The organism is Commensalibacter communis (genome assembly GCF_947179105.1).
GTDB lineage: Bacteria > Pseudomonadota > Alphaproteobacteria > Acetobacterales > Acetobacteraceae > Commensalibacter > Commensalibacter communis.
The window spans coordinates 673615-698947 of the sequence record NZ_CAMXCK010000001.1 but is presented as its reverse complement, the minus strand read 5'-3'; the positions used below and the strand labels follow the sequence as shown (position 1 = coordinate 698947).

Annotated in this window: 21 protein-coding genes and 1 tRNA gene; 4 read left to right on the top strand and 18 right to left on the bottom strand. The window is 37.0% G+C overall.

The window, feature by feature from the left end; genetic code table 11:
- Nucleotides 1-172 precede the first annotated feature (172 nt).
- The 6 genes from clpX to PQG52_RS03255 form a co-directional block, all read right to left on the bottom strand.
- A complete protein-coding gene (gene clpX / locus PQG52_RS03280) occupies nucleotides 173-1432 on the bottom strand; it encodes an ATP-dependent Clp protease ATP-binding subunit ClpX (RefSeq protein ID WP_271788879.1) in 1260 nt (419 codons plus the stop codon).
- 74 nt (nucleotides 1433-1506) lie between these two features.
- Nucleotides 1507-2145, bottom strand: coding sequence for an ATP-dependent Clp endopeptidase proteolytic subunit ClpP (gene clpP / locus PQG52_RS03275; protein WP_271827892.1), 639 nt, complete (start codon nucleotides 2143-2145; stop codon nucleotides 1507-1509).
- 176 nt (nucleotides 2146-2321) lie between these two features.
- Nucleotides 2322-3653: a trigger factor gene (gene tig, locus PQG52_RS03270; protein ID WP_271827891.1), complete on the bottom strand. Its 1332-nt coding sequence runs from the start codon at nucleotides 3651-3653 to the stop codon at nucleotides 2322-2324.
- Between the two features lie 114 nt (nucleotides 3654-3767).
- Nucleotides 3768-3852, bottom strand: a tRNA-Leu gene (locus PQG52_RS03265).
- Nucleotides 3853-3943: 91 nt separating this feature from the next.
- On the bottom strand, nucleotides 3944-5359 hold the full coding sequence (locus PQG52_RS03260; RefSeq protein ID WP_271827889.1) for an NAD(P)H-hydrate dehydratase: 1416 nt from the start codon (nucleotides 5357-5359) through the stop codon (nucleotides 3944-3946).
- 121 nt (nucleotides 5360-5480) lie between these two features.
- Nucleotides 5481-6050, bottom strand: a complete 570-nt coding sequence (locus PQG52_RS03255) for a hypothetical protein (protein ID WP_271827888.1) — start codon at nucleotides 6048-6050, stop codon at nucleotides 5481-5483.
- Nucleotides 6051-6197: 147 nt separating this feature from the next.
- Here PQG52_RS03255 and PQG52_RS03250 point away from each other — a divergent pair, with 147 nt between their 5' ends.
- Nucleotides 6198-6644, top strand: a complete 447-nt coding sequence (locus PQG52_RS03250; protein ID WP_271827887.1) for a hypothetical protein — start codon at nucleotides 6198-6200, stop codon at nucleotides 6642-6644.
- Between the two features lie 131 nt (nucleotides 6645-6775).
- A complete protein-coding gene (locus PQG52_RS03245) occupies nucleotides 6776-8206 on the top strand; it encodes a DEAD/DEAH box helicase (protein WP_271827886.1) in 1431 nt (476 codons plus the stop codon).
- Nucleotides 8207-8240: 34 nt separating this feature from the next.
- Here PQG52_RS03245 and PQG52_RS03240 read toward each other — a convergent pair whose 3' ends face one another.
- The 9 genes from PQG52_RS03240 to PQG52_RS03200 all read right to left on the bottom strand — a co-directional run bounded on the left by PQG52_RS03240 (nucleotide 8241) and on the right by PQG52_RS03200 (nucleotide 17168).
- Entirely contained in the window at nucleotides 8241-9170 is a 930-nt protein-coding gene (locus PQG52_RS03240; protein WP_271827885.1) for a hypothetical protein, read from the bottom strand.
- A gap of 62 nt (nucleotides 9171-9232) precedes the next feature.
- Nucleotides 9233-9796 carry a glycosyltransferase family 2 protein gene (locus PQG52_RS03235; protein ID WP_271827884.1) on the bottom strand — a complete coding sequence of 188 codons (564 nt, stop codon included), beginning with the start codon at nucleotides 9794-9796 and terminating at the stop codon, nucleotides 9233-9235.
- 125 nt (nucleotides 9797-9921) lie between these two features.
- The gene (locus PQG52_RS03230; RefSeq protein ID WP_271827883.1) at nucleotides 9922-10392 is read right to left on the bottom strand and encodes an SUF system Fe-S cluster assembly protein; all 471 of its coding nucleotides are present in this window, start codon (nucleotides 10390-10392) and stop codon (nucleotides 9922-9924) included.
- A gap of 64 nt (nucleotides 10393-10456) precedes the next feature.
- Complete coding sequence (locus tag PQG52_RS03225) at nucleotides 10457-11689, bottom strand: aminotransferase class V-fold PLP-dependent enzyme (RefSeq protein ID WP_271827881.1); 1233 nt, start codon at nucleotides 11687-11689, stop codon at nucleotides 10457-10459.
- A complete protein-coding gene (sufD, locus tag PQG52_RS03220) occupies nucleotides 11689-12969 on the bottom strand; it encodes a Fe-S cluster assembly protein SufD (protein WP_271827879.1) in 1281 nt (426 codons plus the stop codon). The genes PQG52_RS03225 and sufD overlap by 1 nt, the downstream gene beginning before the upstream one ends.
- Nucleotides 12962-13744: a Fe-S cluster assembly ATPase SufC gene (sufC, locus tag PQG52_RS03215; protein ID WP_271827878.1), complete on the bottom strand. Its 783-nt coding sequence runs from the start codon at nucleotides 13742-13744 to the stop codon at nucleotides 12962-12964. Before sufC ends, sufD begins: the two co-directional genes overlap by 8 nt.
- Before the next feature lie 9 nt (nucleotides 13745-13753).
- Nucleotides 13754-15247, bottom strand: coding sequence for a Fe-S cluster assembly protein SufB (gene sufB / locus PQG52_RS03210; RefSeq protein ID WP_271827877.1), 1494 nt, complete (start codon nucleotides 15245-15247; stop codon nucleotides 13754-13756).
- A 60-nt stretch (nucleotides 15248-15307) separates the two neighbouring features.
- Nucleotides 15308-15724 carry an RrF2 family transcriptional regulator gene (locus PQG52_RS03205; protein ID WP_271800777.1) on the bottom strand — a complete coding sequence of 139 codons (417 nt, stop codon included), beginning with the start codon at nucleotides 15722-15724 and terminating at the stop codon, nucleotides 15308-15310.
- Nucleotides 15725-15857: 133 nt separating this feature from the next.
- The gene (locus tag PQG52_RS03200; protein WP_271827876.1) at nucleotides 15858-17168 is read right to left on the bottom strand and encodes a DUF445 domain-containing protein; all 1311 of its coding nucleotides are present in this window, start codon (nucleotides 17166-17168) and stop codon (nucleotides 15858-15860) included.
- Between the two features lie 104 nt (nucleotides 17169-17272).
- Here PQG52_RS03200 and PQG52_RS03195 point away from each other — a divergent pair, with 104 nt between their 5' ends.
- Both PQG52_RS03195 and PQG52_RS03190 read left to right on the top strand, forming a co-directional pair.
- Nucleotides 17273-20095 carry a phosphoenolpyruvate carboxylase gene (locus tag PQG52_RS03195; RefSeq protein ID WP_271827875.1) on the top strand — a complete coding sequence of 941 codons (2823 nt, stop codon included), beginning with the start codon at nucleotides 17273-17275 and terminating at the stop codon, nucleotides 20093-20095.
- An 82-nt stretch (nucleotides 20096-20177) separates the two neighbouring features.
- Nucleotides 20178-20444 carry a GlsB/YeaQ/YmgE family stress response membrane protein gene (locus PQG52_RS03190; protein ID WP_271788895.1) on the top strand — a complete coding sequence of 89 codons (267 nt, stop codon included), beginning with the start codon at nucleotides 20178-20180 and terminating at the stop codon, nucleotides 20442-20444.
- Nucleotides 20445-20723: 279 nt separating this feature from the next.
- Here the strand turns inward: PQG52_RS03190 and fusA are convergent, their stop codons facing one another.
- From fusA to PQG52_RS03175, 3 genes are all read right to left on the bottom strand, one after another.
- Nucleotides 20724-22811 (bottom strand): elongation factor G, encoded by a 2088-nt coding sequence (gene fusA, locus PQG52_RS03185; RefSeq protein ID WP_271800778.1) that lies wholly within the window; start codon nucleotides 22809-22811, stop codon nucleotides 20724-20726.
- 139 nt (nucleotides 22812-22950) lie between these two features.
- Nucleotides 22951-23253 carry a 50S ribosomal protein L28 gene (gene rpmB, locus PQG52_RS03180; RefSeq protein WP_271827874.1) on the bottom strand — a complete coding sequence of 101 codons (303 nt, stop codon included), beginning with the start codon at nucleotides 23251-23253 and terminating at the stop codon, nucleotides 22951-22953.
- 149 nt (nucleotides 23254-23402) lie between these two features.
- The gene (locus PQG52_RS03175; RefSeq protein ID WP_271827873.1) at nucleotides 23403-25229 is read right to left on the bottom strand and encodes an ABCB family ABC transporter ATP-binding protein/permease; all 1827 of its coding nucleotides are present in this window, start codon (nucleotides 25227-25229) and stop codon (nucleotides 23403-23405) included.
- Between the last annotated feature and the right edge of the window lie 104 nt (nucleotides 25230-25333).

Here is a 25333-nt window from a genome sequence, read left to right as displayed (position 1 = left end):
GATTAAAGGCTCAAGCGGTATTTATAACTTCTATTCAAATATAAGCATAATTGCAGAAAATTACAATAATACCACCTGCAAATTTTATTTCGATATGTTATTATTAACATATCAATAAAAAAAGGATCTACCGAAATAGATCCTTTCTATCTTGTCAAATTATGCACAAAGATCAAGCAGTTTTATCGGTTTTCTTTGATTTGTCATATACATAAACAGGTTCAGCTTGACGATTAATCACTTCTTTACTTATCAAGACTTCAGAAACATCTTTTAAATCAGGCAATTCAAACATTGTTGAAAGCAGAATAGTTTCTAAAATTGATCGTAATCCACGAGCCCCAGTACGACGTTCAATCGCTTTGTTAGCGATTTCTTCAACCGCTTCATCAGAAAATGTTAATTGAACATTTTCCATTTCAAAAAGCTTTTGATATTGCTTGACCAACGCATTTTTAGGTTCTCTTAAAATCTGAACCAATGCTTTTTGATCTAAATCATCAAGGGTGGCGATTACTGGCAAACGACCGATAAATTCTGGTATCAATCCAAATTTCATCAAATCTTCTGATTCCAGCTGGCGGAATAGAGCACCAATATTATGATCGTCGGCTGATTGAACCTCTGCACCAAACCCAATACCATAACCAACACTCCTAGCACTGATGATCTTATCCAGACCTGCAAAGGCACCACCACAAATAAACAGCATGTTGGTTGTATCAACCTGGAGAAATTCTTGCTGAGGATGCTTACGTCCACCTTGTGGAGGAACCGAAGCAACTGTACCTTCCATAATTTTCAATAAGGCTTGCTGTACACCCTCACCACTTACATCGCGAGTAATCGAAGGATTCTCTGATTTACGAGTAATTTTATCGATTTCATCAATATAAATAATACCACGTTGAGCCCGTTCAACATTATAATCAGCTGATTGCAATAGCTTCAAAATAATATTTTCAACGTCTTCACCCACATAGCCTGCTTCAGTTAATGTGGTTGCATCTGCCATTGTAAAAGGAACATCTAGGATTCTAGCTAATGTTTGAGCCAACAATGTCTTCCCAGTCCCTGTTGGACCAATTAACAAAATATTAGATTTTGCAATTTCTACATCGCCAGACTTTTCAGCTTGATTCAATCGCTTGTAATGATTATGAACTGCCACAGACAATACTTTCTTAGCATCGCCTTGTCCAATTACGTAATCATCAAGAATTTTACAGATTTCTTTCGGTGTGGGTAAACTTCCCTGATCTTTTGTAATCTGAGTTTTATTTTCTTCACGCACAATATCCATGCATAATTCAACACACTCATCACAAATAAACACTGTTGGGCCAGCTATTAATTTGCGAACTTCATGTTGAGATTTACCACAAAAAGAGCAGTAGAGTGCATTTTTGGAATCATTCTTCTTATCAGTCATTTGTACTCCTACCCTTTAATAACCACCAAACATACTTTATTAAAGAGAATTTAACCAAGAGGGAAAATCATTGTTTATTTATCTATAGATAGATCAACATCACGCTTTGTAACAACCTGATCGATAATTCCAAAATCTTTTGCTTCTTCTGCAGACATATAGCTATCTCTTTCGAGACGCTGCTCAATTTCTTCTAGTGTTCGACCTGTATGAACATTATAGATCTCATTTAATCTTTTGCGAATGGCTAGGATTTCTTTTGCTTGAATTTCAATATCACTTGCTTGTCCTTGTGCACCACCAGAAGGTTGATGCACCATTACACGAGCATTGGGTAACGCAAAGCGCTGACCTTTTTCGCCACCACACAATAACAAGGATCCCATAGAAGCTGCCTGTCCAATACAAACTGTGCTGACAGGGCAACGAATATATTGCATTGTATCGTAAATAGCTAAACCTGCAGAAACCACACCACCCGGGCTATTAATATAAAAAGAAATTTCCTTTTTAGGATTAACGCTTTCTAAATATAACAACTGTGCTGAAATCAAAGAAGCTACTTGATCATAAACAGCCCCTGTTAAAAAGATAATTCTTTCTTTTAACAAACGTGAATAGATATCGAATGCACGCTCACCTCTTGATGTTTGCTCAACAACCATAGGTACGAGTGCATTATCATAAATTTCCAACGGGTGGGAATCCCTCATCAATTTTTTCCTAAAGTTAGACGATACTTTATTTATCTATGTGTAATTTATACATTATGCGTACTTTATACATATAGATAATCAAAATAGATATTTAATTCAACACAGCATAAAAAGCAAAAAAAAAAATGTCTAGACGCAAATCTAGACATTCATTTTACTTATTCAACAAAGAATTAAACTTTGGAAGCTGGCATTTCAGCAAGTTCTTCAGCAGTTACTTCTTTATCTTCAATCGTTGCAAGCTCCAAGATATAATCAATAACTTTATTTTCGTAAATTGGACCACGCAAAGAATCTATTGCTTGAGGATTTTTTTGGAAGAATTCAATAACTTCTTTTTCTTTACCAGGATAACGCATGGCTTCGCTACGCATTGCTTGGGTTAATTCTTCGTCAGTAACTGCAATTGAATTCAAACGTCCAATTTCAACTAATAACAGGCCCAAACGAACGCGACGTTCTGCGATTTTACGATAATCTGCTTTAAGCGTTTCTTCGTCTTTTGCTTTATCTTCTTCATCAAGACGACCCTCTTTACGGTCGGCTTCGATACGTTGCCAAATTTGATTGAATTCAGCATCCAATAAACCTGCTGGAATTTCAAAAGAAACTTTTTCAGCTAATACATCCAAAATATCACGTTTTAGTCTCATATGAGACATTTGGTCATATTCAGATGAAATTTGCTTTCCAACGAGATCTTTTAAATTATCTAGACTTTCCAATCCGACCTTTTTTGCAAATTCATCGTTAATTTCTGGGGTTGCTGCTTCTTTTAACCCTTTGGCTTTAATATCGAATGTTGCTTCTTTACCTGCAAGATTAGGTGCTTGGTAATCTTCGGGGAAAGTAACAGTAATTTGTTTTTCTTCACCAGGGGTCATGCCTTCGATTTGCTCAGCAAATCCAGGAATAAATCCGCTACCACCAATTTCAACATTAACATCATCTGCTGTGCCACCGTCAAAGGCAACACCATCAACTTTACCAACGAAATCAACAACAAGAACATCGCCTTTTGCAGCAGGACGTTTTTCTTCAATATCTTTATAGTCACGTTGGCGTTGAGCAATTGATTCCAATGCTTTATTCAAAGCTTCATCATCAGGTTTAGCTTTTAGACGCGTTAAATTGATCCCTTTGAAATCTGGCACTTCAAATTCGGGAATCAACTCAACTTCAAAAGAAAACTCTAAATCATCGCCTTCTTTATACCCTTCTTTAAGGGTAATTTGTGGTTGAGCAGCTGCGCGTAAACCTCTTTCTTCAAGGGTTGTTTTGACTGCATCTCCAACAGCATCATTCAGAACTTCATTCTGTACTGTTTCACCATAACGTTGTTTAACAACGGCCAAAGGAATCTTACCAGGACGGAATCCTGGAATATTCATTTGATGCCCCATTTCTGCTAAACGTGCATTTCTTTTTTCAGCAAGTTGAGTTTCTTTAATTACGATTGTAAAGCCACGCTTGAGGCTTTCAGAAAGCGTTTCAGTAACCTGCATAAGCTAGGCCATCCTCTCGGTCAAAATGTATTTTACCCAAGCCGGGTTCTTATATAATTGTAAACGGATTTTTTATTTCACTCAATAAAAACAAGTTAGTAGAAACTTGTTTTTTGGTGCGGATGGAGGGACTTGAACCCCCACGACTCACGCCACTAGATTCTAAGTCTAGCGTGTCTACCAATTTCACCACATCCGCACATCCGTGCTTTATGCATGTTGTATTAACGCACTATTTGATTCAGAGCAACCTCTTTTTCATATATTTTTTACAAAATGACGAATTTTTTTTATCTTGCAGCATTATCTCGTGCTTTTCCAAGATTTTGTGCCAAATCTTCTGCAGTTGGCCAAGAATGTTCACACAAAAATCCCGCTTCACCATGGATCCATACCCCTGCGCAAGCTGATTCCCATTCAGGCAACCCTGATGCTAATAACGTCGCAATGATTCCAGTCAATGTATCCCCTGAACCTGCCGTCGCCAATCGAGAAGAAGCATGTTGATTAATTGCCACCCGTCCATCAGGGGATGCAATTACCGTATCAGCCCCCTTCAGAACCACCACACACCCAGTTTGTTGGGCAGCTAACCTTGCAGCACTGACTTTATCTTCTTCGATATTACCAAAAACACGCTTAAATTCACCAATATGAGGGGTAATGATTGATGCTCCTTTTAATAACTCGGATTGTTTAGATTGGAACACACCCGCATCAGCAATTATTTTAACCTTGGCTGCAACTAGCTTTGGTAATATTTCATTAACTTCTTCTGGCAATAATCCTGGCCCACATACCCATATTTTTCGACGCGAATCTTGTAGCGCAATTTCAAGCGAATCCTTATCCACTATAAAACAAGGGGATGAAGCACTATAACAATCGGCCCTCCCCAAAGCAAAAATATGAACTAACCCAGCACCAGTATTTAACGCTGCATGTGCAGATAATTTAGCAGCCCCTGTCATTTGAGAACCACCAACAATACTAACAATGCCGCGACTATATTTATAATCTGTTATTTCGTGAGTTGGGATTTTCCACAATCCAGGTTCGTTTAACCAACATCGTGTATATATTTCAGATAAAGTATTAGAAGAAATCCCTATATCTTTGACAACTAATTCACCCACACACTCACGACCAGGTAACAGATAATGCCCTGGTTTTGCCCTGAAAAAAGTAACAGTTAGTTCGGCATGTGGAGCATATCCCATAATTTGACCTATTTCACCGTGCACTCCCGAAGGAATATCAATCGCAACCACATGCTTTGCTTTGCGTAAGAGGTTCGTAATTTCTAAATCAAGCGCTTTATTCAGTCCCGCACCAAAAATTGCATCAATGACCAATCCTACCTTTTCAATATAAGACTCTGGATTATCTACAACCATGCCAGTCCATTGTTCTGCAACTCGTGCTACATCACTCCCCATTTTAAGTTTGGCAATAGCTGCAACATAAACAGGCCATCCAGCCTTGGCCAACAAACGTGCCGCAACATAACCGTCCCCGCCATTATTACCCGGGCCACATAAAACCAAGACAGAACAAGGTTTATATCGTTTCAAAATTTCTTGCGTAACTGCCCAACCTGCATTTTCCATCAATTGTATAACAGGCGTTGTTTTGGCAGCTTCTTGATCTATATCATTCATCTGAGAAGGGGTTAGTAACGCTAATTCTGAAATCTGTTTTGTCATGATCTTAATTCCCTCCGTGAGCGTTATAAATATATTCTAGTTTAAATAAGTAATTTAAGCTTCGATAAATTTAACTTTCTGAACTCGTCACGCATATCTAATATTTTTTTATATCTTCACGCTAACCATAAAAATACTTCATAAAATTACCAGCGTTCTCCCCTAAAATCGGGAAGAGTTTCATTTTCACTTTTGGTAAGATGTCTGGTTTTAACTCATCACAATCATCGTTGGTGTATATTTCGTAAATGGCATACTCATTGTACACAATGTCGACAATTACGGTCAAAGCGTTTATAAATTGACTTAAATTATCCGCAATTTTAAATGGTTCGAATACATCATATGTTGCATATATAACAGGACTAACATTCTCTCTAAAATTAAGCAAAATAGGCTCACCACCACCGACCTTCTCTATGAGAATAATGTAATCTTTTTCTTGTAAACTTGAAAAGGAATAAGTGTTATTTCTTTGCTTTAGATTTGAATAATCAATAAATGATAAAGAGGACATTCCTGTTTCAACAATAAGATTTGACAAATCAAATTGATTATACAGCTCTATTAAAATGTCGTTATTATGCAAATACGAAGGATCAATATTCGTTTTATCCACTCTAATAAAGTTGAGATCATCATGTTGTTTCAATATGTTTAATAGGCTTTCAAATACTTTGATTTCATTCATAATTTTCTTCTGCAATTCAAAATAAAACATATTAAACTAACATAAAATAAATAAAATCCTGCGCAATTTAATTTTCTTTGTATATATTACCATTAAAATTCAATAATTCGGTTGTATACGCTATCATATTTTGGAAATGGAAAAATAATGTCTCAAATTGCTTTTTATTGGGGACCTATCGATGCTGTTCATCACATTAGTTTTGCCTTTTGGATCGGCAGTATGTTTTATTATATATTTGGATTACAATCCTGCTTAAGCCTGCTGGATCCAACTCAAAAAACATCTTTACAACTTCAAGGTCTTAGAAAACTATTTCAATTTAGCTGGATTTTCGGTGTTATCACGTTATTAACACAAGCCTTGCTACTTTTTAGTAACTCTTTTGATATTCATACCATAACGTGGTCTGCATGGGCTGCCTTAACCATTATTGTTATAATGATTATTTTACAATTTTCTGTATTTACATCTGCATATCGCACTGCTCGCCGTGCATTAAGACCAAAGCCTGAAGTCTTTAGAAAAATAAATAATCCTTTAAAATTAATTATATTTTTAGGAATTATTGACTTAGTTTTACTTGCTTTTTAATATATCTTTACAAAATAATTATATATATCTGATCGTTAAGCATATAAAGATTGATTCTTTCCTTTTATGTCAATATAAGAAAAGTTTACAGTTTTAATCTCTTAAGACTTCTTTTCATTTTATTGACATAAATGGTAGAAACTACTTTGCCTGCGATCTCTAGAAAAACTAACCAAAAAAAAACAGACATAATTTCAGACACACAAATTCTGGAAACGGAGTCTCCCGTTCTTTTCAGTGATCTTGGATTATCAGCATCCATTATGCGTGCTGTTGATGAAATCGGGTATAAAACACCCACTCTGATCCAAGCACAAGCCATTCCTGTCATTCTACAAAAACAGGATCTAGTTGGTATCGCTCAAACAGGCACTGGGAAAACAGCTTCTTTCACGTTACCTATTTTGGAAATCCTGACAAGTAGTAAAGGGCGTGCAAGGATGCCTCGCGCCTTGATTTTGGAACCAACCAGAGAGCTAGCAATTCAGGTGGCTGAAAACCTGAAACAATATGGTCAGTATTTGAAATTAACCCACGCCTTATTGGTTGGTGGCGAAAGTATTGTCGAACAAAAAGACACATTAAATCGTGGTGTAGATATTATTATTGCAACACCCGGACGATTAATGGATTTATTCGAAAAAGGTGCCATTCTCTTAAACCAAATCAAAATATTGGTTATTGACGAAGCAGATCGTATGCTAGATATGGGTTTCATCCCAGACGTCGAAAAAATTATTTCCTATCTACCTAAAAGCAGACAAACGTTACTTCTATCTGCAACGATGGCTCCAGAAATTAAAAGATTAACCGAATCTTTTTTATCTAATCCAACTGAAATTACCGTTGCTCCTCCCTCCTCCGTTGCAACGACTATTGAATCGGGGTTGGTAATCGTTCCAGAAAAAAGAAAAAGAGCCACCCTTCGTCAACTATTACGAAATGACAATGTTAAGAACGCAATTATCTTTTGTAATCGAAAAAAAGATGTCGATATTTTAACTAGATCATTAAATCGTCATGGATTTCAAAGTAGTGCCTTGCACGGTGATTTAACGCAACAACATCGTACGAAAACGATGGAAGAATTCAAAAATGGCGACATTCAATATTTAGTCTGCTCCGATATTGCCGCCAGAGGCATTGACATTGATAATTTATCTCACGTGTTCAATTTCGATCTACCCAGACAAGCAGAAGATTACGTCCATCGTATCGGCAGAACAGGTCGTGCGGGAAGAACTGGATTTGCATATAGTATTGCAACAGACAATGACAAAGAAACTATTGAAGCGATTGAAGCATTAATACAAAAATCTATTCCTTTAATTTCTTTGAATAAACCAGAAACGGTCGATACCGAAAAAGACCAAGATACGAAGAAACAATATAAATCAAAAGAAGAAGAACAAAAGAAAACAACTAAAAAACAACACTTCAAAAAAGAAAAAACGATCGTGCCTCGCGTTCCGTTATCTCAAGCAATTCCTGATGACGATAATCCAGTCATCGGGTTCGGACAGTTTGTTCCAGCGTTTATGCTATCCCCTTTTCGGAAGTAATTAAGTTAAGCTAGAACATATGTTCTAGCTTTTTTTATAAAAACTGGTCGATCTGTCCTGGAAATAACAATTTTAATTTTCCCTTTTCAAAAGGGTTTAAATTAGAAACGATACGTAAAAACTCTCTGTCTGCTTCCTGAGACAGTTTATTTAAAATTGGATATAAATCTTTCAAACTCGTACGAGGATAAAGATGAGGTATATCTATATTTTCTTCATTTAATGTTGTTTGGATGACCTGAATTTCCCAATCAAAGTTTGCTGAATGAGCATTTGCTTTGTCATAAAACTGAATATTTTCTATTTGTTGCTGGGGAAAACCCAATCTTTTAGAATCGTAGATAGAAGTTAAGCAATATTTTTGTTGGTTCTCATTTAATGAAGCTTGTAAATAATGTTCCGATGACAATAGATTCTGCCCATCGATAATAAAAGAAACTGGAACATATTTTTCATCGAGCAATGCGGTTAGAATAATAACATCTGGTAAATATGGAAAAATAAGGCCATAAATAGGAAGAGAAGACTCTATTTTGGCATGTTGCTCAGCGGTTTGTACCAATTTTTGCTCAATGACAGATATATAAAGATTGTGTTCATCCTTGCCAACCAATTTTACAATAATAGGAAAATTCTCTTCAAAATCAGTCATTTTTTTGAAGGTTTGATATAAGCTATTTTCCTGAGGCTTCAAAGAGTATTCATATGTATCGGGATAAAAAGAAATCGCTTCTAAAAAAGGCTTTTCTTTTATCTGCTTTCTAATATTGCGAATAATCTGTCGACTTATTTCTGATAAATATTGCCGCACTTTTGGCATCATTCTTAATGGTTCTTCATCAATATAAATATTATCAAAGTGGAAACCATACCGTTGCCAGTGTTTGATATTATCTCCTAAATCATCAGCTCGTTTCTTAATGCGCCCTATATATTGCTCCATGCTACGACAAATATAGTGCATTACTTTCGCACCGTCCCACTCTACATTTTTATTACAACCACGCCATTCAATTACATTTCCCTTTACATCGACATATCTTGATAAATCAATATCATATTGATGCGGATTAATGTAACGACATCCAAGTTTCTCCGGACGAATGAAGCTTTTGACTTGTTGATTATCACCAAAAAAGCATCTGAATGCTCAAGAAAAATTTCTACAGTCATTCCTCTTGGACGTATGACTTTATTAGAGTTCCCATAAATACACCAGTTTATTGCCACAGCATCGGCATGAGGGAATTGATCTAAAAAATCAGAAATATTTTCGTAAGCGTTTAAATAAACGTATTCATCTGCATCTAGAAAACCAATCCAATCATATTCCCCTTTTGCCAATTTTGCTGCCAACATAAAAGAATCTCGCTGTCGCCAATAAAAATTCGGTTGTTGAATAGGATCAGTTCTAAAATATTGAATATTATAAAGCTGTGCTGCAGCTAAGATAATTTCAAAAGTGCCATCGGTTGAATAATCGTCAAATATATATAATTTATCAACACCTATAGCTTGATACCAAGCTATCCAACCAGCAATGTCACTATGTTCATTTTTAACAAATAGAGCAATAGCGACTTTGGTCATTATTAGATTATCCTTAATATTTTTAGATTATTGATCTTACACAAAGTTATACCTATAAGCTTGATAAAAAAAAAGGCAATCTTTTGTAAAGATTGCCCAGAGTGTAGCATAGAATAGAAAGAAAATTAAAACATATTGAGTGTCAGACGAGCCTCATCACTCATTCGGGAAACATCCCAAGGTGGGTCCCACACAACATCTACTTTGACTTCAACAACGCCATCTACTTTTTCAATTGCTTGTTGGATCATGATAGGAAGTTCCTGAGCACTAGGGCAATTTGGTGCTGTCAACGTCATTTCAACATGAACACGACCATCATCATGCAAATCGACTGCATAAATCAATCCCAAATCATAAACATTAACGGGTATTTCAGGATCATAAACCGTTGAAATTGCGTCTATAACAGCATTTTCATTAATTTCTCCACCAGCAGATTTACCCTCTTCCGAACTGGATTGGTCTTCATCTGGTTTCCAGGATTCGACAGAAGACTTTGGGTTAGATTCTTCTGTATGAATATCAGTTTGAATATTTTCAGACACAGAATTGACCTCTTGCTTGTCGACAGATGATATAACGCTATTTTCCATTAAAACACCAACTATAACGATTAATTTAAACTATCATAAAACTAGTAATAAAAATACTTCTTTATTAAATAAATAATTGTTTGATAACTTTCAAAGTACCGACAAAATAATCTATTTCTTGAAAAGAAGTATAAATACCAAAGCTTGCCCGAGCCACACTGGTTTGATGTAACCGATGTAGCAAAGGTTCAGCGCAATGAGAACCTGCACGCACGGCAATCCCATTTTGATCCAGCAACGTTGCAATATCATGTGCATGTGCCTTATCCATGGTAAAAGCAATCACACCACCACGTTTCTCTGGATTACCTAAAATAGATAATCCTTCGATTTCTTGCATTTTTTTAATTGTATACTCAACCAGACGTTCATCGTGTTGAGTTATATTGTCGTAGCCAATTGATAAAACATAATCAATCGCAGCGCCAAGCCCAACCACTTCTAATATCGGTTGCGTACCAGCTTCAAATCTTACAGGAGGTAGAGCCCATGTTGATTTTTCAAAAGTTACTCGTTCAATCATATCCCCACCGCCCATAAAAGGTGGCATTTGATCTAACAGCTCTTTTTTACCCCATAAAATCCCAATCCCCGTTGGGCCGTAAAGTTTATGTCCCGTAAATGTATAAAAATCAACGTCCAGATCTCGAACATTTACTTGTTGGTGTACAATTCCTTGACTACCATCGACTAAGATTTTTGCTCCATTTTGATGTGCCATTGTTGCAATCATCTTAATAGGATTGATCGTTCCCAACACATTTGACATATGTGTCACAGCAACCAAAGCAATATCATTTTTAACAAGAATTTGCTCTAACGCAATTAAATCTATATCCCCTTGATCCGTAATTGGTGCGACATATAAATGAAGCCCCATACGATCGCGCAGCATTTGCCAAGGGACAAGATTAGCATGATGCTCCATCTCGGTGATAATAATACCCTGCCCTTTTTGTAGTAGAGAGCCATAAGAATGCGCGACAAGATTGATGGCCTCAGTACTATTTTTCGTATAAATGACTTCATCAGCAGAGGCCGCACCCATAAAATCAGCAACTTTTTGACGGACAGCTTCGTATTGATCTGTCATTGCTTCGCTCATCGTATAAACACCACGATGAACATTTGCATATTGTGTATAAACAGATTTCTGTATTGCCTCAATAACCTGTATCGGCTTTTGAGCAGATGCCCCACTATCTAAAAAAACAAATGGTTTACCATTAATTTTTTGCTGTAAAATAGGGAAATCTTTTCTGATCGCTTCAGTGTCAAAAATAGCTGATTCTTTCATTATGTAATATCCTCTACCACTTCAACGCCCAATTGTTCTTTTAATAACTGCTTGGCAATTGGGTCATTCACATCTTCAACTGCCTGAGCAACAAAGGCATTAATTAAAATATCTCTGGCTTGATGGAATGGGATGCCTCTGGCCATTAAAAAGAATAATTGATCTTCATCCAAAGCCCCAACAGTCGCACCATGAGAACATTTCACATCATCTGCATAGATCTCAAGCTCTGGTTTTGTGTTAATTTCAGCTTGATCGGAAAGTAACAATGCTTGATTTTGCTGTTGTGCATTTGTTTTCTGGGCTTTTTGATGAACAAATACTTTCCCTTGAAAAACCCCATGACTTTGATCAGTTAAAATATTCTTGACGTTTTGGTCTGATTGACAATGCGGCACTAAATGAGAAAACACCGTTGTAATATCTGCATGTTGTCTGTCAGCAAGTTTTTGAACAGCTTGAAAAGAGGCGTTGCTCCATTCGCCATTTATATCAATATAAACTTCTTGACGAGAGAATTTAGAACCTTTGGAAATTAAAAACTGACGGTATGTTGCATGATCTGCCAATGATACATACAAATTAGCACAATTATAACTTTCTAGAGAAGAATTAAGCAGTTTATTATATTCGAAATTGGCTCTGGGGCCAACTTTAATTTCACAAACAGGATTGGTAAAATACTCTCCACAACCCGCATTCATTTCAATAACGGACAACTGCGCATGATCTTGTAGTTCAATATTCAGTCGATGATGAAAAGAAACCAATCCATCATCTTGCCCATAACCCAAATAAATAAATAAGATTGTACCCGCTTGTTGTCCTTTTGAAATTGTCAGCTGAAGCGTTTGTTGACCTATTGCATAATTCAAAGTGGTCATAATGTCTTTTTGGGGTCGCCCCAAAGACCCATATACACCATCTTTTATGTCGATTTGACAATTTGAGTCATCAAACAACGTAGAAAATTCTTTGATGATTTGACCATTCGCTATAATTAAACGCGGAAGTTCAGATAAATCAGGCAAAGGAAAAACGTTTTTCTCTAACCATTCTTGCACTTGTTGTATTTCTACTGGCACAGGCTTTACGAATTGGTGCTGATTGAACCATCTCAAATCCGTATATTTCCAATTTTCAACACGTCGTGAAGGCAGCCCTGCTTCAGAAAGCAATCTGATTGCTTTCTCCTGTTCAGAAGAGGTGTTTTTTCCTTTAACACGAGACAAAAGTGAAGATAGTCCCGTATCTTTACTCTCCTCAGAATTCTTATGCATCAGCTTCTCCAACAAGACGACCATAGCCTTCTGCCTCTAATTGACGAGAAAGCTCTGGACCACCCGTGTGAATAATACGACCTTTAGCCAAAACATGGATATAATCAGGTTGAATATGATCTAATAATCTTTGATGATGGGTAATAATCAATGATGAAAACTCAGGAGAACGCAAAGACTTCACCCCTTCCGCAACAATACGAAGTGCATCAATATCTAGTCCACTGTCGGTTTCATCTAGAATTGCAAAAGAAGGCTCTAACAACGTCATTTGTAAAACTTCGTTACGTTTCTTTTCCCCACCCGAGAACCCAACATTCACATTACGTTTTAACATATCGGTTGAAAAAGACAGTTTCTTGGCAAGTTCACGTACTAGTTTAAGAAACTTAACAGGATCTAACTCCTCTTGCCCGCGTGCCTTACGAACAGAGTTCACCGCAGTGCGTAGAAAATTCGCATTATTCACACCGGGCAACTCAACGGGTGCTTGAAACGCCAAGAATAAACCCGTTGCAGCACGTTCGTCAGGGGTCATTGCCAACAAATCTTGCCCTTTGAAAGTTACTGATCCTTCTGTCACCTCATAGCTTGGATGCCCTGATAATACATAAGATAAAGTCGATTTCCCAGAACCATTAGGCCCCATAATGACATGTGTTTCACCAGCTGGAATAGATAAATTAACACCTTTTAAGATTTCTTTCCGACTATCTTCTGCAGTTTCATCAATAACAGAAGCATGCAAATTTTTAATTTCTAAAACCATATTCATTTTCTTTATTTATCCCACACTTCCTTCAAGACTAATTTGCAAAAGCTGTTGTGCTTCTACTGCAAATTCCATCGGGAGTTCTTTTAATACATCTTTACAAAAGCCATTGACAATCAACCCAATCGCTTCTTCTTTTGAAAGACCACGTTGTTGACAGTAAAAGAGCTGTTCATCTGAAATCTTAGAGGTCGTTGCTTCGTGCTCAATTTTAACAGAGCTATTTTGACTTTCAATATAAGGAACCGTATGCGCCCCACATTGATCCCCAATCAACAAACTATCACATTCGGTGAAATTACGTGCGTCTTTAGCTCTTGGCAACATTCTGACTAAACCACGATAAGTGCTGTCAGATTTACCAGCACTGATTGTTTTGGCTAAAATTGTTGAACGCGTGTTCCGTCCAATGTGAATCATTTTTGTACCTGTATCGGCCTGTTGATGACCATTGGTCACTGCAACAGAATAAAATTCACCGATCGAACCCTCACCTTGTAAAATACATGATGGATATTTCCACGTAATTGCTGAACCCGTTTCAACTTGTGTCCACGAAACCCGAGCACGCGCACCACGACAAGCAGCACGTTTCGTCACAAAATTATAAATCCCGCCCTTACCATCCTTATCGCCAGGATACCAATTTTGAACGGTGGAATATTTGATGAAGGCATCTTCCATGGCAACGAGTTCAACCACAGCGGCATGAAGCTGATTTTCATCGCGTTGAGGTGCGGTACAACCTTCTAAGTAAGATACGGTAGATTTATCATCTGCAATAATCAAAGTGCGCTCAAATTGACCTGTATTTTTAGCATTGATACGGAAATAAGTTGATAGCTCCATTGGGCAGCGTACCCCTTTTGGAATATACACAAAAGAACCATCCGTAAATACAGCTGAATTTAACGCAGAGTAAAAGTTGTCACCTTGGGGGACAACACTTCCTAGATATTTCTTTACCAGCTCTGGATATTCTCTGATGGCTTCTGAAATTGGGCAAAAAATTACACCTGCTTTGGATAATGTTTCTTTAAACGTAGTTGCCACGGAAACACTGTCAAACACAGCATCAATTGCAACGGGTGGGTGATTATCAGACATTTCTTCTGCACCCTCGACACCAGCCAAGATAGCTCGTTCTTTTAATGGTATACCCAATTTTTCATAGGTCCTTAAAAGCTCTGGATCAACTTCATCCAAGGATTTCGGCCCTTTTTTCTTTTTAGGTGCCGCATAATAATGCAAATCTTGAAAATCAATCTCTGGATGACCAACCTTTGCCCATTGTGGTGGTGTCATCGTTAACCATAAATGATAGGCTTTTAAACGCCATTCCAACATCCACTCAGGCTCTTCTTTACGAGCGGAAATTAAACGAATAATATCTTCATTTAAACCTTTCGGAGCCATATCCATTTCAATTTGAGTTTCAAATCCCCATTTATAAGCATTCGGTTCTAATTGCTTTAACAGGGCTTCATCCTGAGTTGGTTTAGTCATTCTAGTACTCTTGTTTCTTGAATATTTTATATTTTTATTTTTAACGGTTTAGACAATCATTTAGCACGAATGAATCGCTTTACTTTGATTTTGCAAATCAGCGATAGTTACCTTTTCAAATACATCTCTTACTTGCAAACTAATCCCTTCCCATTTTCCATATAATGTACAATTTTTCAAAGTAACGCGACAATGCTCGTGATCGCAATTTACCAGATCTATGGGACCTTCTATCGCTAAAATAACTGAAGCAAGTGTAATTTGATCCAAAGTAGATTTTAACATATACCCACTGCCTGCACCTCTACACGACTGCACAAGGGTTGCTCGCGTCAACATCTTTAAAACCTTAGCCACAGTGGGCTCTGGAACACCTGTTTCAACAGCCAATATCGAGGACGAAATCGCCTTTTGATGGCGTGAAAGGTGAATTAAAAGAATAGTTGCATAATCTGTTAATTTAGATATCTTAAGCATAGATCATGTTTCATTATAAAAGGGCAAGCCGTATTTCAGCTTAACGTTAACTATTTACTGTATATAGGACTACTTTAGTCCATTTAAAAGCGTTTTAAAAGATCTATTTGTAAAAGTGATGAAATTTTCTCTGTTAAGTAACAGAACCAAAGCATACATAGATGAATAAGTAGATAATTATACCTACTAAAAAACCTACAATAGAGCCATTAATTCGGATAAATTGTAAATCTTTTCCTATTCTTGTTTCTAAACGTGAAACAAGAGCCTTACTGTCCCATCCAGCAACAACATTTTCAGTAAAGTCAACTAACCACTGTTGCGTGTGAGGTAAAGATCGCAAAGCAGCCCCCTGAAGCGTTGCTGTAACTTTTTCACGGACGGATGGATCTTCGCGCAACTGTGTTGCTAAATAAAGAAGCGTATCATGAATCAGATTTTTCATCCAACCATCGTCATTTTCAATATCTTCCTCGACAAGTGTTCGAATTTTTTGCCAAATATCCTCTCGCCAATCTTGAACACTTTCATGGTCTACAAAAATCTTTAAAGCTTCTGATATTTTCTCACTTCGCTCTGGGTTGGTTTCAAATTTATCAATCTCTTTTTTTATCCATTCTGCAATACCATGTCGCAAATCTGAATTTTGTGGATCAATACGATCCATTTCTTTATTAATTCCAAGCAAAACCTTGGATGCAACAGATCCACCAATCATCCACCCCAGAAAACGCCCCCCCTGCTCTTTAACACGATCTTGAATAATTTCTTTCAGACTATCTTCTTTCTCTTTTAAATTCTTTTTCATAACTTCTAATAGAAATGAGACAATCTCTTGGTGATGTTCGTTATCGACCATCGTACGCAATGATCTTACCATTAATGGCGAAAGCGATTCACCACTCAGTAAACGTGAGAAGATACGGCTTACAAACGTGCTGGCTCGCCCATCTTCAAAACGATCCAGCATATTGGGAACAGAATTCATTATAATTTTAGCACACACATCGATGTTCGTTGGATTAGATAAATACCGTGCAATTAAACTAGGAAAATCTATTTTATTTAACGTATCTTTCACTTCATCTTTGGTAAAAACATATCGTGCGATAAAATACCCCAATCCCTTTCCCAGACGCTTTTGCTGCATAGGAAGAATCGCAGTATGTGGAATAGGCAAACCCATTGGATGACGAAATAATGCTGTGACAGCAAACCAATCCGCAAATCCACCGATAAAGCCAGCTTGCGCTCCTGTTCGAAAAACATTAAGCAAAAAACTGTCGTGAATAATTCCGTAATATGGCAGCAGATATCCTAAAAAGGTAAGTATCCCCATCAACATCAATAGCCCTGTTGCTATTCGACGATATCGAATAAATGATACCCATGCCAAATGATCTGATTCAGACGTTTTTTCTGTGTTTTCAACTTTTTCTTGCATTTTTATTCTTAAAAATAAAATTTATGTCTTTTCATTTTATCCATAATATTCAATCATAAACACCATATATAAAGTTATTTTATTACCATATGGATTATTTACCTATGAATAACAATTCAGCATCATCTTCCGAAATTTTGGATCAACTGGTTGCGTTAACCTCTCAATTAATGTCTAAACACAACCATGAACCAACAGAGAACCCAGTATTAACATTATCACAAAAAATTAAACAACAGTTAAAATCTGGTCAAATTTCTTTTGATAATTTACAAGAAATTATTCAACATCTCAGAGATTCAGCATTTCTGTCGCATGCTATACATTTACGAAAATATGTAAATAATCCTGATAAAGAAATTATCGAAAGCCGCATAGAAGCAACCATTCAAAATATAGTGCAACAAGCCACGACTTCATGCAAATCTAATACTAAGGAAAGTTTTGAAACTTTTCGTTCATTAGTGGAAGTCAGTCAATTTGCCGCTGTATTTACTGCACATCCTACCTTTTCAATAGCAAATACTGTTTATACTGCACTTGCAGACATCGCCAGTCACCCAATTGACGAAGATACTCGAGTTCCTTTTTTTTCAACCCACCGCAGAGCCGAAGCTCCAACTTTAAAAGAAGAACTAGACCTTGCAATTCATGCGATTGAACGTGCCAGAAATGCATTAGATATGTTCAATCGATATCTCTTTGAGACTGCACAAAAATATTGGCCTGATTATTGGACTAGTTTGACACCTTGCTCTATTTTATTAAGCAGCTGGGTTGGATATGACACGGATGGGCGTACGGATATTGGTTGGTGGGACAGTCTTAATATTCGCTTGAAAATGAAAGAGTTACAATTACAACGATTGCATCATCAACTGGAACCTATCGAAAATGGGATTGATGAGTTAAAACAACGCGTTTCTCTTGCTTTGAAAACTGTAAAAAAACAAAGAGAACAGTGCCCAACGAATGATAACCCAGATCAATTCTCTGACTTTGCTAGAGAGTTAATTGAAAACCGTCAAGATGCTTTATTGTCAAGTGATGACTTAATTCCACTTTTTGATCAAGCCCTCACTCAAGTCAGCGAAAACTACAAAATCGACTTGCTGATTGCACGCGCTGGTTTTATAAGCCACGGCATGAGTTTATGTCATACACATGTGCGTTTAAATTCTGTCCAAATCCATAATATGGCGCGTCAGCGTTTAGGGATTACCAGCAATCCTGATAATCGTTCTCATACAAGGACATTGTTCAACACAATTAATACCGCTTTGGAAAATGTTACACCAATCCCTGTTGATTTTGGATCTCTAATTACCGAAAAAGCATCTGCCAGCACATTAATGATGTTATTAACACAAATTATTAAACATGTTGATACTAAAACCCCCATTCGTTTCTTAATTGCGGAAACTGAAAATGGATACACTTTATTAGTTGCACTGTGGCTGGCACGCTTATTTGGTATTGAAAAACAAATTGAAATATCGCCTTTATTTGAAACAGATAATGCCCTTCAACACGGTGCAAATATTATTGAACAAGCACTGAGATCCCCCCATTGGAGAGATTATCTGCGTCACACAGGAAAATTATGTTTACAATTTGGATATTCTGATTCTGGCCGTTTCATCGGTCAAATTTCAGCAACATATCAAATTGAAAAACTGCGCCAAAAAATCGCTGCATTGTTAAATAAATATGAATTAACTGAAGTTAACCTTATTCTTTTTGATACACACGGCGAAAGCATGGGACGTGGTGGTCATCCATTTAGTATGGAAGATCGCCTCAAATATTTATCTCCTAAAAAAACAGAACTCGTGTTTGAAAAACATGGGATATGCACGCGGCAAGAGACCTCTTTTCAAGGTGGCGATGGATATTTGCTTTTTGGATCACAAGCGATGGCCAACGCAACCATCAGTATCATTGCAAAACATATTTATAATTTTGATCTTGATGAAGAAGATCCCATTTATGAAGAAAGCGATTTTAGTGCTGATTTTTTCTCTACCATTAGCTCTGAAATGAAAGAACTAGTCAAAGATAAAGGATATGGAACCTTATTAAGCGTTTTCGGCCCAGCCCTTATAGATCGCACAGGTTCCCGTCCTGCTGTCAGACAAAGTGATACTTCTTCCAGTGTGACAACAATTAAACACCCAAGACAATTGAGAGCCATTCCAAACAACGCAATCTTGCAGCAGCTGGGGTGGTGTGCAAACACACTACAAGGATTGGGTACAGCCGCATCTGCAAATCCTGAAACATTCCAAGAAATGTTACAACACAGTCCTCGTTTTAAAAGATCTCTTGACTTTGCTCGTCATGCGTTGAAACATTCTAACTCTACTGTTTTACGTGCAATTATCTACATGCTAGATCCAGGCATATGGTTGGACAGAGCGAATTCAGAAGATGACCCCAATTTACGTGAATCGTATTTATCATTGGCAAAAGGTCTAAGAAGAATGGATTTGTGGACAAGTACTCAAGCTACGTTTCAACGTGTGCAAGCTGATAATATTACCTTACTATCCATTTGGGAAGAAGCCCCCAGTATGGATGCAAAAGAAATCTTACTTCATGCTATTCGATTAACCATCATTGAAGAAATATGGATGCTTTCAACGCAGATCCCATATTTTTCTCCATATCATGATTTCAGTAGGGAAGCACTTGAAACAAAAATTCTTTCATTAGAAATTCCAACGGCACTCAATGTATTGCTACATGTGTTTCCTCAGGCTGAAGAACATGTCTCTGATTTATATTTTTATGAACCTAAAGCCCCTCGTAATGAAGGTGCCTATGCAATGGATGATCGTCAAATATTTAAACCCATTCGAAGGAATTTCGATCTGATCCGTGAAATAAGTGTTGCATTAATTCACAGGTTACACGCTTTTGGTTAAATTTTGATTATCTTAGGTTGTTTTTATTCAAAAACAGTACATCTTATTAATTAATACTGATATCAAAATAAAGGAAAAAACAATGTCAATTATTTGGGCAATCATTATCGGATTCATTATCGGTGCTATTGCTAAATTTTTAATGCCAGGAAAACAACCTGGAGGCTTTATCATCACGGTAATCTTAGGGATTGCTGGATCAAGCTTTGCAACTTGGCTAGGGAAAGCACTCAACATATATCACGAAGGGCAAAGCGCTGGCTTTATTTTCTCTGTAATTGGTGCATTAATTCTTCTATATATTTATAAAAAAGTTGTTGAAGTTATGTATAATAACCCAAACACCTAATCCATTTTTCACTTACAGTATTCAAAATTGATGAATTTCTAATAAAACCAACATTATTGTCAAAATAATGTTGGTCAACTTTAATAGTCGTCACAAATGTGACTATGCTAAATTAATTAAGCTTATTCTCACATTATATGACCTGTATTAAAATAAAGATTTTGAGCTAGTCATAATCAACGAAATCGAAAAATAGATTTCTAATATATAAGTAATTTAACTAAAAAAAGCGAATGCCAGTTTGACATTCGCTTTTATAATTAGACTATCAACTCAATCTTATGAAGATTGGTTGATAATTTCATCAGCAACGTTACGAGGAACTGGATCGTAGTGATGGAATTGCATCGTAAATGATGCACGACCTTTTGTCATAGAACGTAAGTCAGAAATATATCCAAACATTTCTTTCAAAGGAACATAAGCACGAACCATAACGGTGCTGCCTGCTGTTTCTTGATTTTGGATCATTCCACGGCGACGATTAAGATCACCAACCACATCACCAACGTGATCATTTGGTGTGGTAATTTCAACGTCCATAATTGGTTCAAGAATGACTGGACCAGCTTTTTTCATACCTTCACGGAAACAAGCTTTACCAGCGATTTCGAACGCCAATGCAGAAGAGTCAACATCATGGTATTTACCGTCAACCAATGTGAACTTAAAGTCAACGGTTTGGAAGCCAGCTAGAACACCAGAAGATGCTTGGTTTCTGATCCCTTTATCAACAGCTGGGATATATTCTCTTGGAACCGCACCACCAACAATTTTATTTTCAAACACAATACCTTCATTACGCTCGGTTGGTTCGAAAATAATTTTGACTTCAGCGTACTGACCTGCACCACCAGATTGTTTCTTATGTGTATAAACTTCAGTATGAGGCTGAGTAATGGTTTCACGATAAGCAACTTGAGGTGCACCAATATTCGCATCAACGCCATATTCACGACGCAAACGATCAATGATAATGTCAAGATGCAACTCACCCATACCAGAAAGAATGGTTTGTCCAGTTTCTTGATCTGTTTTTAATTGCAAAGAAGGATCTTCAGCAGCCAATTTTTGAAGAGCAAGTGTCATTTTTTCCACTGCTTCTTTTGTTTTTGGCTCAACAGAAATATCAATAACAGGTACTGGGAATTGCATACGTTCCAAAATGACCGGATCAGAAGAATCTGCCAAAGTATCACCCGTTTTTGTGTCTTTCAACCCAACGAATGCTGCAATATCCCCTGCATGAACCTCTTTAAGTTCAAGACGTTTATCAGCATGCATTTGGAAAATACGACCAATACGTTCTTTATGACCATGGGTTGTATTTAACACTGTATCACCAGAACGTAATACACCACGATACACACGAACGAATGTCAGTGAACCATATTTATCATTGATAATTTTAAATGCTAGACCTGCAAATTTTCCATCTGGATCGACTGGAATAATTGGTAATGTATTTTCGTCAACTTCTTCATCTTCAGGAGGCGCAATACGAATACCTTCAACATCATCAGGAGCTGGCAAGTAATCAATAATTGCATCTAACAAAGGTTGAACGCCTTTGTTTTTGAAAGATGATCCACAAACAACAGGACGGAATTCACCAGAAATTGTACCTTTTTTAATACATTTCTTTAGAACTTCTACGGAAACGTCACCTTTTTCAAAGTATTCTTCCATAGCAGCATTATCCATAGCCAAAGCTGTATCTAATAGGTTTTCACGCCATTCAGCTGCTTTTTCTTGTAGCTCTTCTGGGATTTCAACAACGTTAAATTTAGCGCCAAGTTCATCACCTTCCCAAATTAATGCTTTCATTTCTACAAGGTCAACAATACCTTTAAGATTTTCTTCGGCACCAATTGGGAATTGCAATGGAATTGCAACGATGTCTAATTTTTCTTTTAATGTGCTGAACGCATAATCGAAATTAGCACCTGTACGATCTAATTTATTGATATAGATCACGCGTGGAACATTGTAACGATCAGCCAAACGCCAGTTTGTTTCAGATTGTGGTTGAACACCAGCAACACCTTCGATAACGAACACAGCACCATCGAGAACGCGCAAAGAACGGTTCACTTCAATGTTAAAATCGATGTGGCCCGGGGTGTCAATGATGTTAATACGATGATCTTTCCATTCACAAGTCACCGCAGCGGAGGTAATGGTAATCCCTCTTTCGCGTTCTTGATCCATATAGTCGGTTGTGGTGTTTCCATCGTGAACCTCACCAATCTTATGAGAAACACCAGTGTAATATAAAATACGTTCAGTTGTTGTTGTTTTACCAGCATCAATATGTGCGGTAATACCTATATTACGAATTTTTGAAAGTTCAGACTGGGCGGACAAAGGGAAACCTCCACAAACGATGAATGATACAATTTTTAATATAAGAAATATTCAGTATCAAATCGATAAAAAACAAGAATACCCTCTAAATAAATAATTATTTAAGAGGGGTTTTATCCATTAGCATTCAAGTAATAAATTAGGCTGTTGTAGCCATTTTCTTATTACGAGCTTGAAGAATACGGCGTTTAATAACCATAGATTCTTCTGTAAGTTTACGATTCGGTGTTGTTAACAAAAAGTTATCGAGACCACCATTATGTTCAATGGTACGCAATCCATGATTGGTAACACGTAAACGGATTGATTGTCCTAGAATTTCAGACAATAAAGAATAATCTTGCAAGTTAGGCAAGAAACGACGGCGATTTTTATTGTTGGCGTGACTGACATTATTTCCTGTCAACACACCTTTGCCTGTAATTTGGCAACGGCGAGACATGCTTTTATCCCCAGATAATAAAGCCGACACACGAATGCTCGGCAAGAATAACGAATACTTAATACGTTCTAAATGACTAAATTTACAATAATAGTCAAGGGTTTTAAGTGTTTCTACATTAAAATCCAGAAAAATTCTATAAATAAAATTTATTCATCAGATTGTTTTGCTTGAATAGCCCACATACTGGCATAAAAACCATTTTTTGCAAGCAAAAATTCATGAGTGCCTTGCTCTCTGACTTTTCCATCGATCATCACGAGAATTAAATCAGAATGCACAATGGTCGATAAGCGATGAGCAATCGTGACAACCGTTCGCCCTTTCGCCACCCGATCCAAAGCTTGTTGTATTTCTTGTTCTGTTCGGCTATCTAATGCACTCGTAGCCTCGTCTAAAATCAGAATTCGAGGGTTCTTTAAAATTGCCCTTGCAATCGCAATACGTTGCTTTTCACCGCCTGATAATTTTAATCCGCGCTCCCCTACATATGTTTGATAACCATCGGGTAAGCTTAGAATAAAATCATGTATTTGTGCTAATTTTGCCGCATGTTCTATTTCTTCTTTGCTGCACCCTAACCGCCCATAGGCAATATTATACTCAATGGTGTCATTGAAAAGGACGGTATCTTGGGGAACAACCCCTATTGCAGCGCGCAAATTCGATTGAATATAGTCACGAATATCCTGCCCATCAATTTTGACGGAGCCTGAATTGACATCATAAAAACGGAATAATAAACGGCTAATCGTTGATTTTCCTGCCCCCGTCGGTCCAACAATCGCGACTTGACTGCCTGGTTCGGCTGCAAAGCTGACCCCATGAAGGATTTCTCTTTCTATATCATAGCCAAAATATACATCTTGAAATTCGATCTTAGCTGGCCCTGCTTCTGAAAGATTAGCTGGCAAATGTTTCGTATCTTTATGATTATCAACTTCCGGATCTTGCGAGAGCAAAGAAAACATATTTTCCAAGTCAACGATCGATTTTCTAAGATTCGAATAAACGCTGCCCAAGAAATTCAGTGGCTGATACAACTGCATTAAATATGTATTGATCAATACAAATTTACCAACGGAAAAATAACCCATGACAATATCATGAGCTGCCAACAGCATCACCGAAGTCAACGCTACAGCAATGATTAAAGATTGTCCAAAATTTAGCCCATTCAACGTCATTTGCGTTGTAATAGATGCTTTTTCATACCGTGCTAAAGATTCATCGTAGCGTTTAATTTCGTGCGCTTCATTACCAAAATATTTTACTGTTTCGTAATTTAATAAGCTATCTAATGCACGATTATTCGCTTCATTATTGATCTCATTCATTTGGCGACGAATTTGTATACGCCACGACGTAAACCAAATCGTGAACAAAAAATAGGCCAAAACAGCCACACAAACCAAAACCGTATAACGCCAATCGTATAGATTTGCGATGACAATAATAACCATCAACGCTTCGATTAAAGTTGGCACAATGCTAAAAACACCAACCCTAAGGATTGTTTCCACCCCTTCGCTACCGCGCTCAATCGCGCGCGTAATCGCACCTGTATGACGATTAAGATGGAATTTTAAAGATAAATTATGCATATGCTCAAAGCATCGTAACGTAATTGTACGCATCACTCTGAAGCGTAAAGGTGCAAAAACGGTATCTTTTAACTCTGAACATAAGCTAGAAATGATACGAATAAGCCCATATCCTAAAATCAGCCAAATCGGGATATAAACCAAATCTTGTCCATGCGTTTTGGACAAAATATCGACAACTTTACTATATAAATAAGGAATACCAAGAGCTGAAACTTTGGCGATAATCATCAGCAATGTGGCACCAACCAACTGCAAACGCATCATGGGTTGATGTTTAGGCCATAAATAAGACAGAAGTTCAAGCAAAGTTGACCAGCCTGATCGGTTACTATCTTTGGCAGAAAAATGAAATTTAGAGTATCTTGACATATTCAATTTTTAAAATGTTATATAAAGTTTATAGTGTAGAAGAATAAAAAAATTAAATACAGACAATTACGCTCTTCTTGTAAAATATTTTACAGTATCAATAT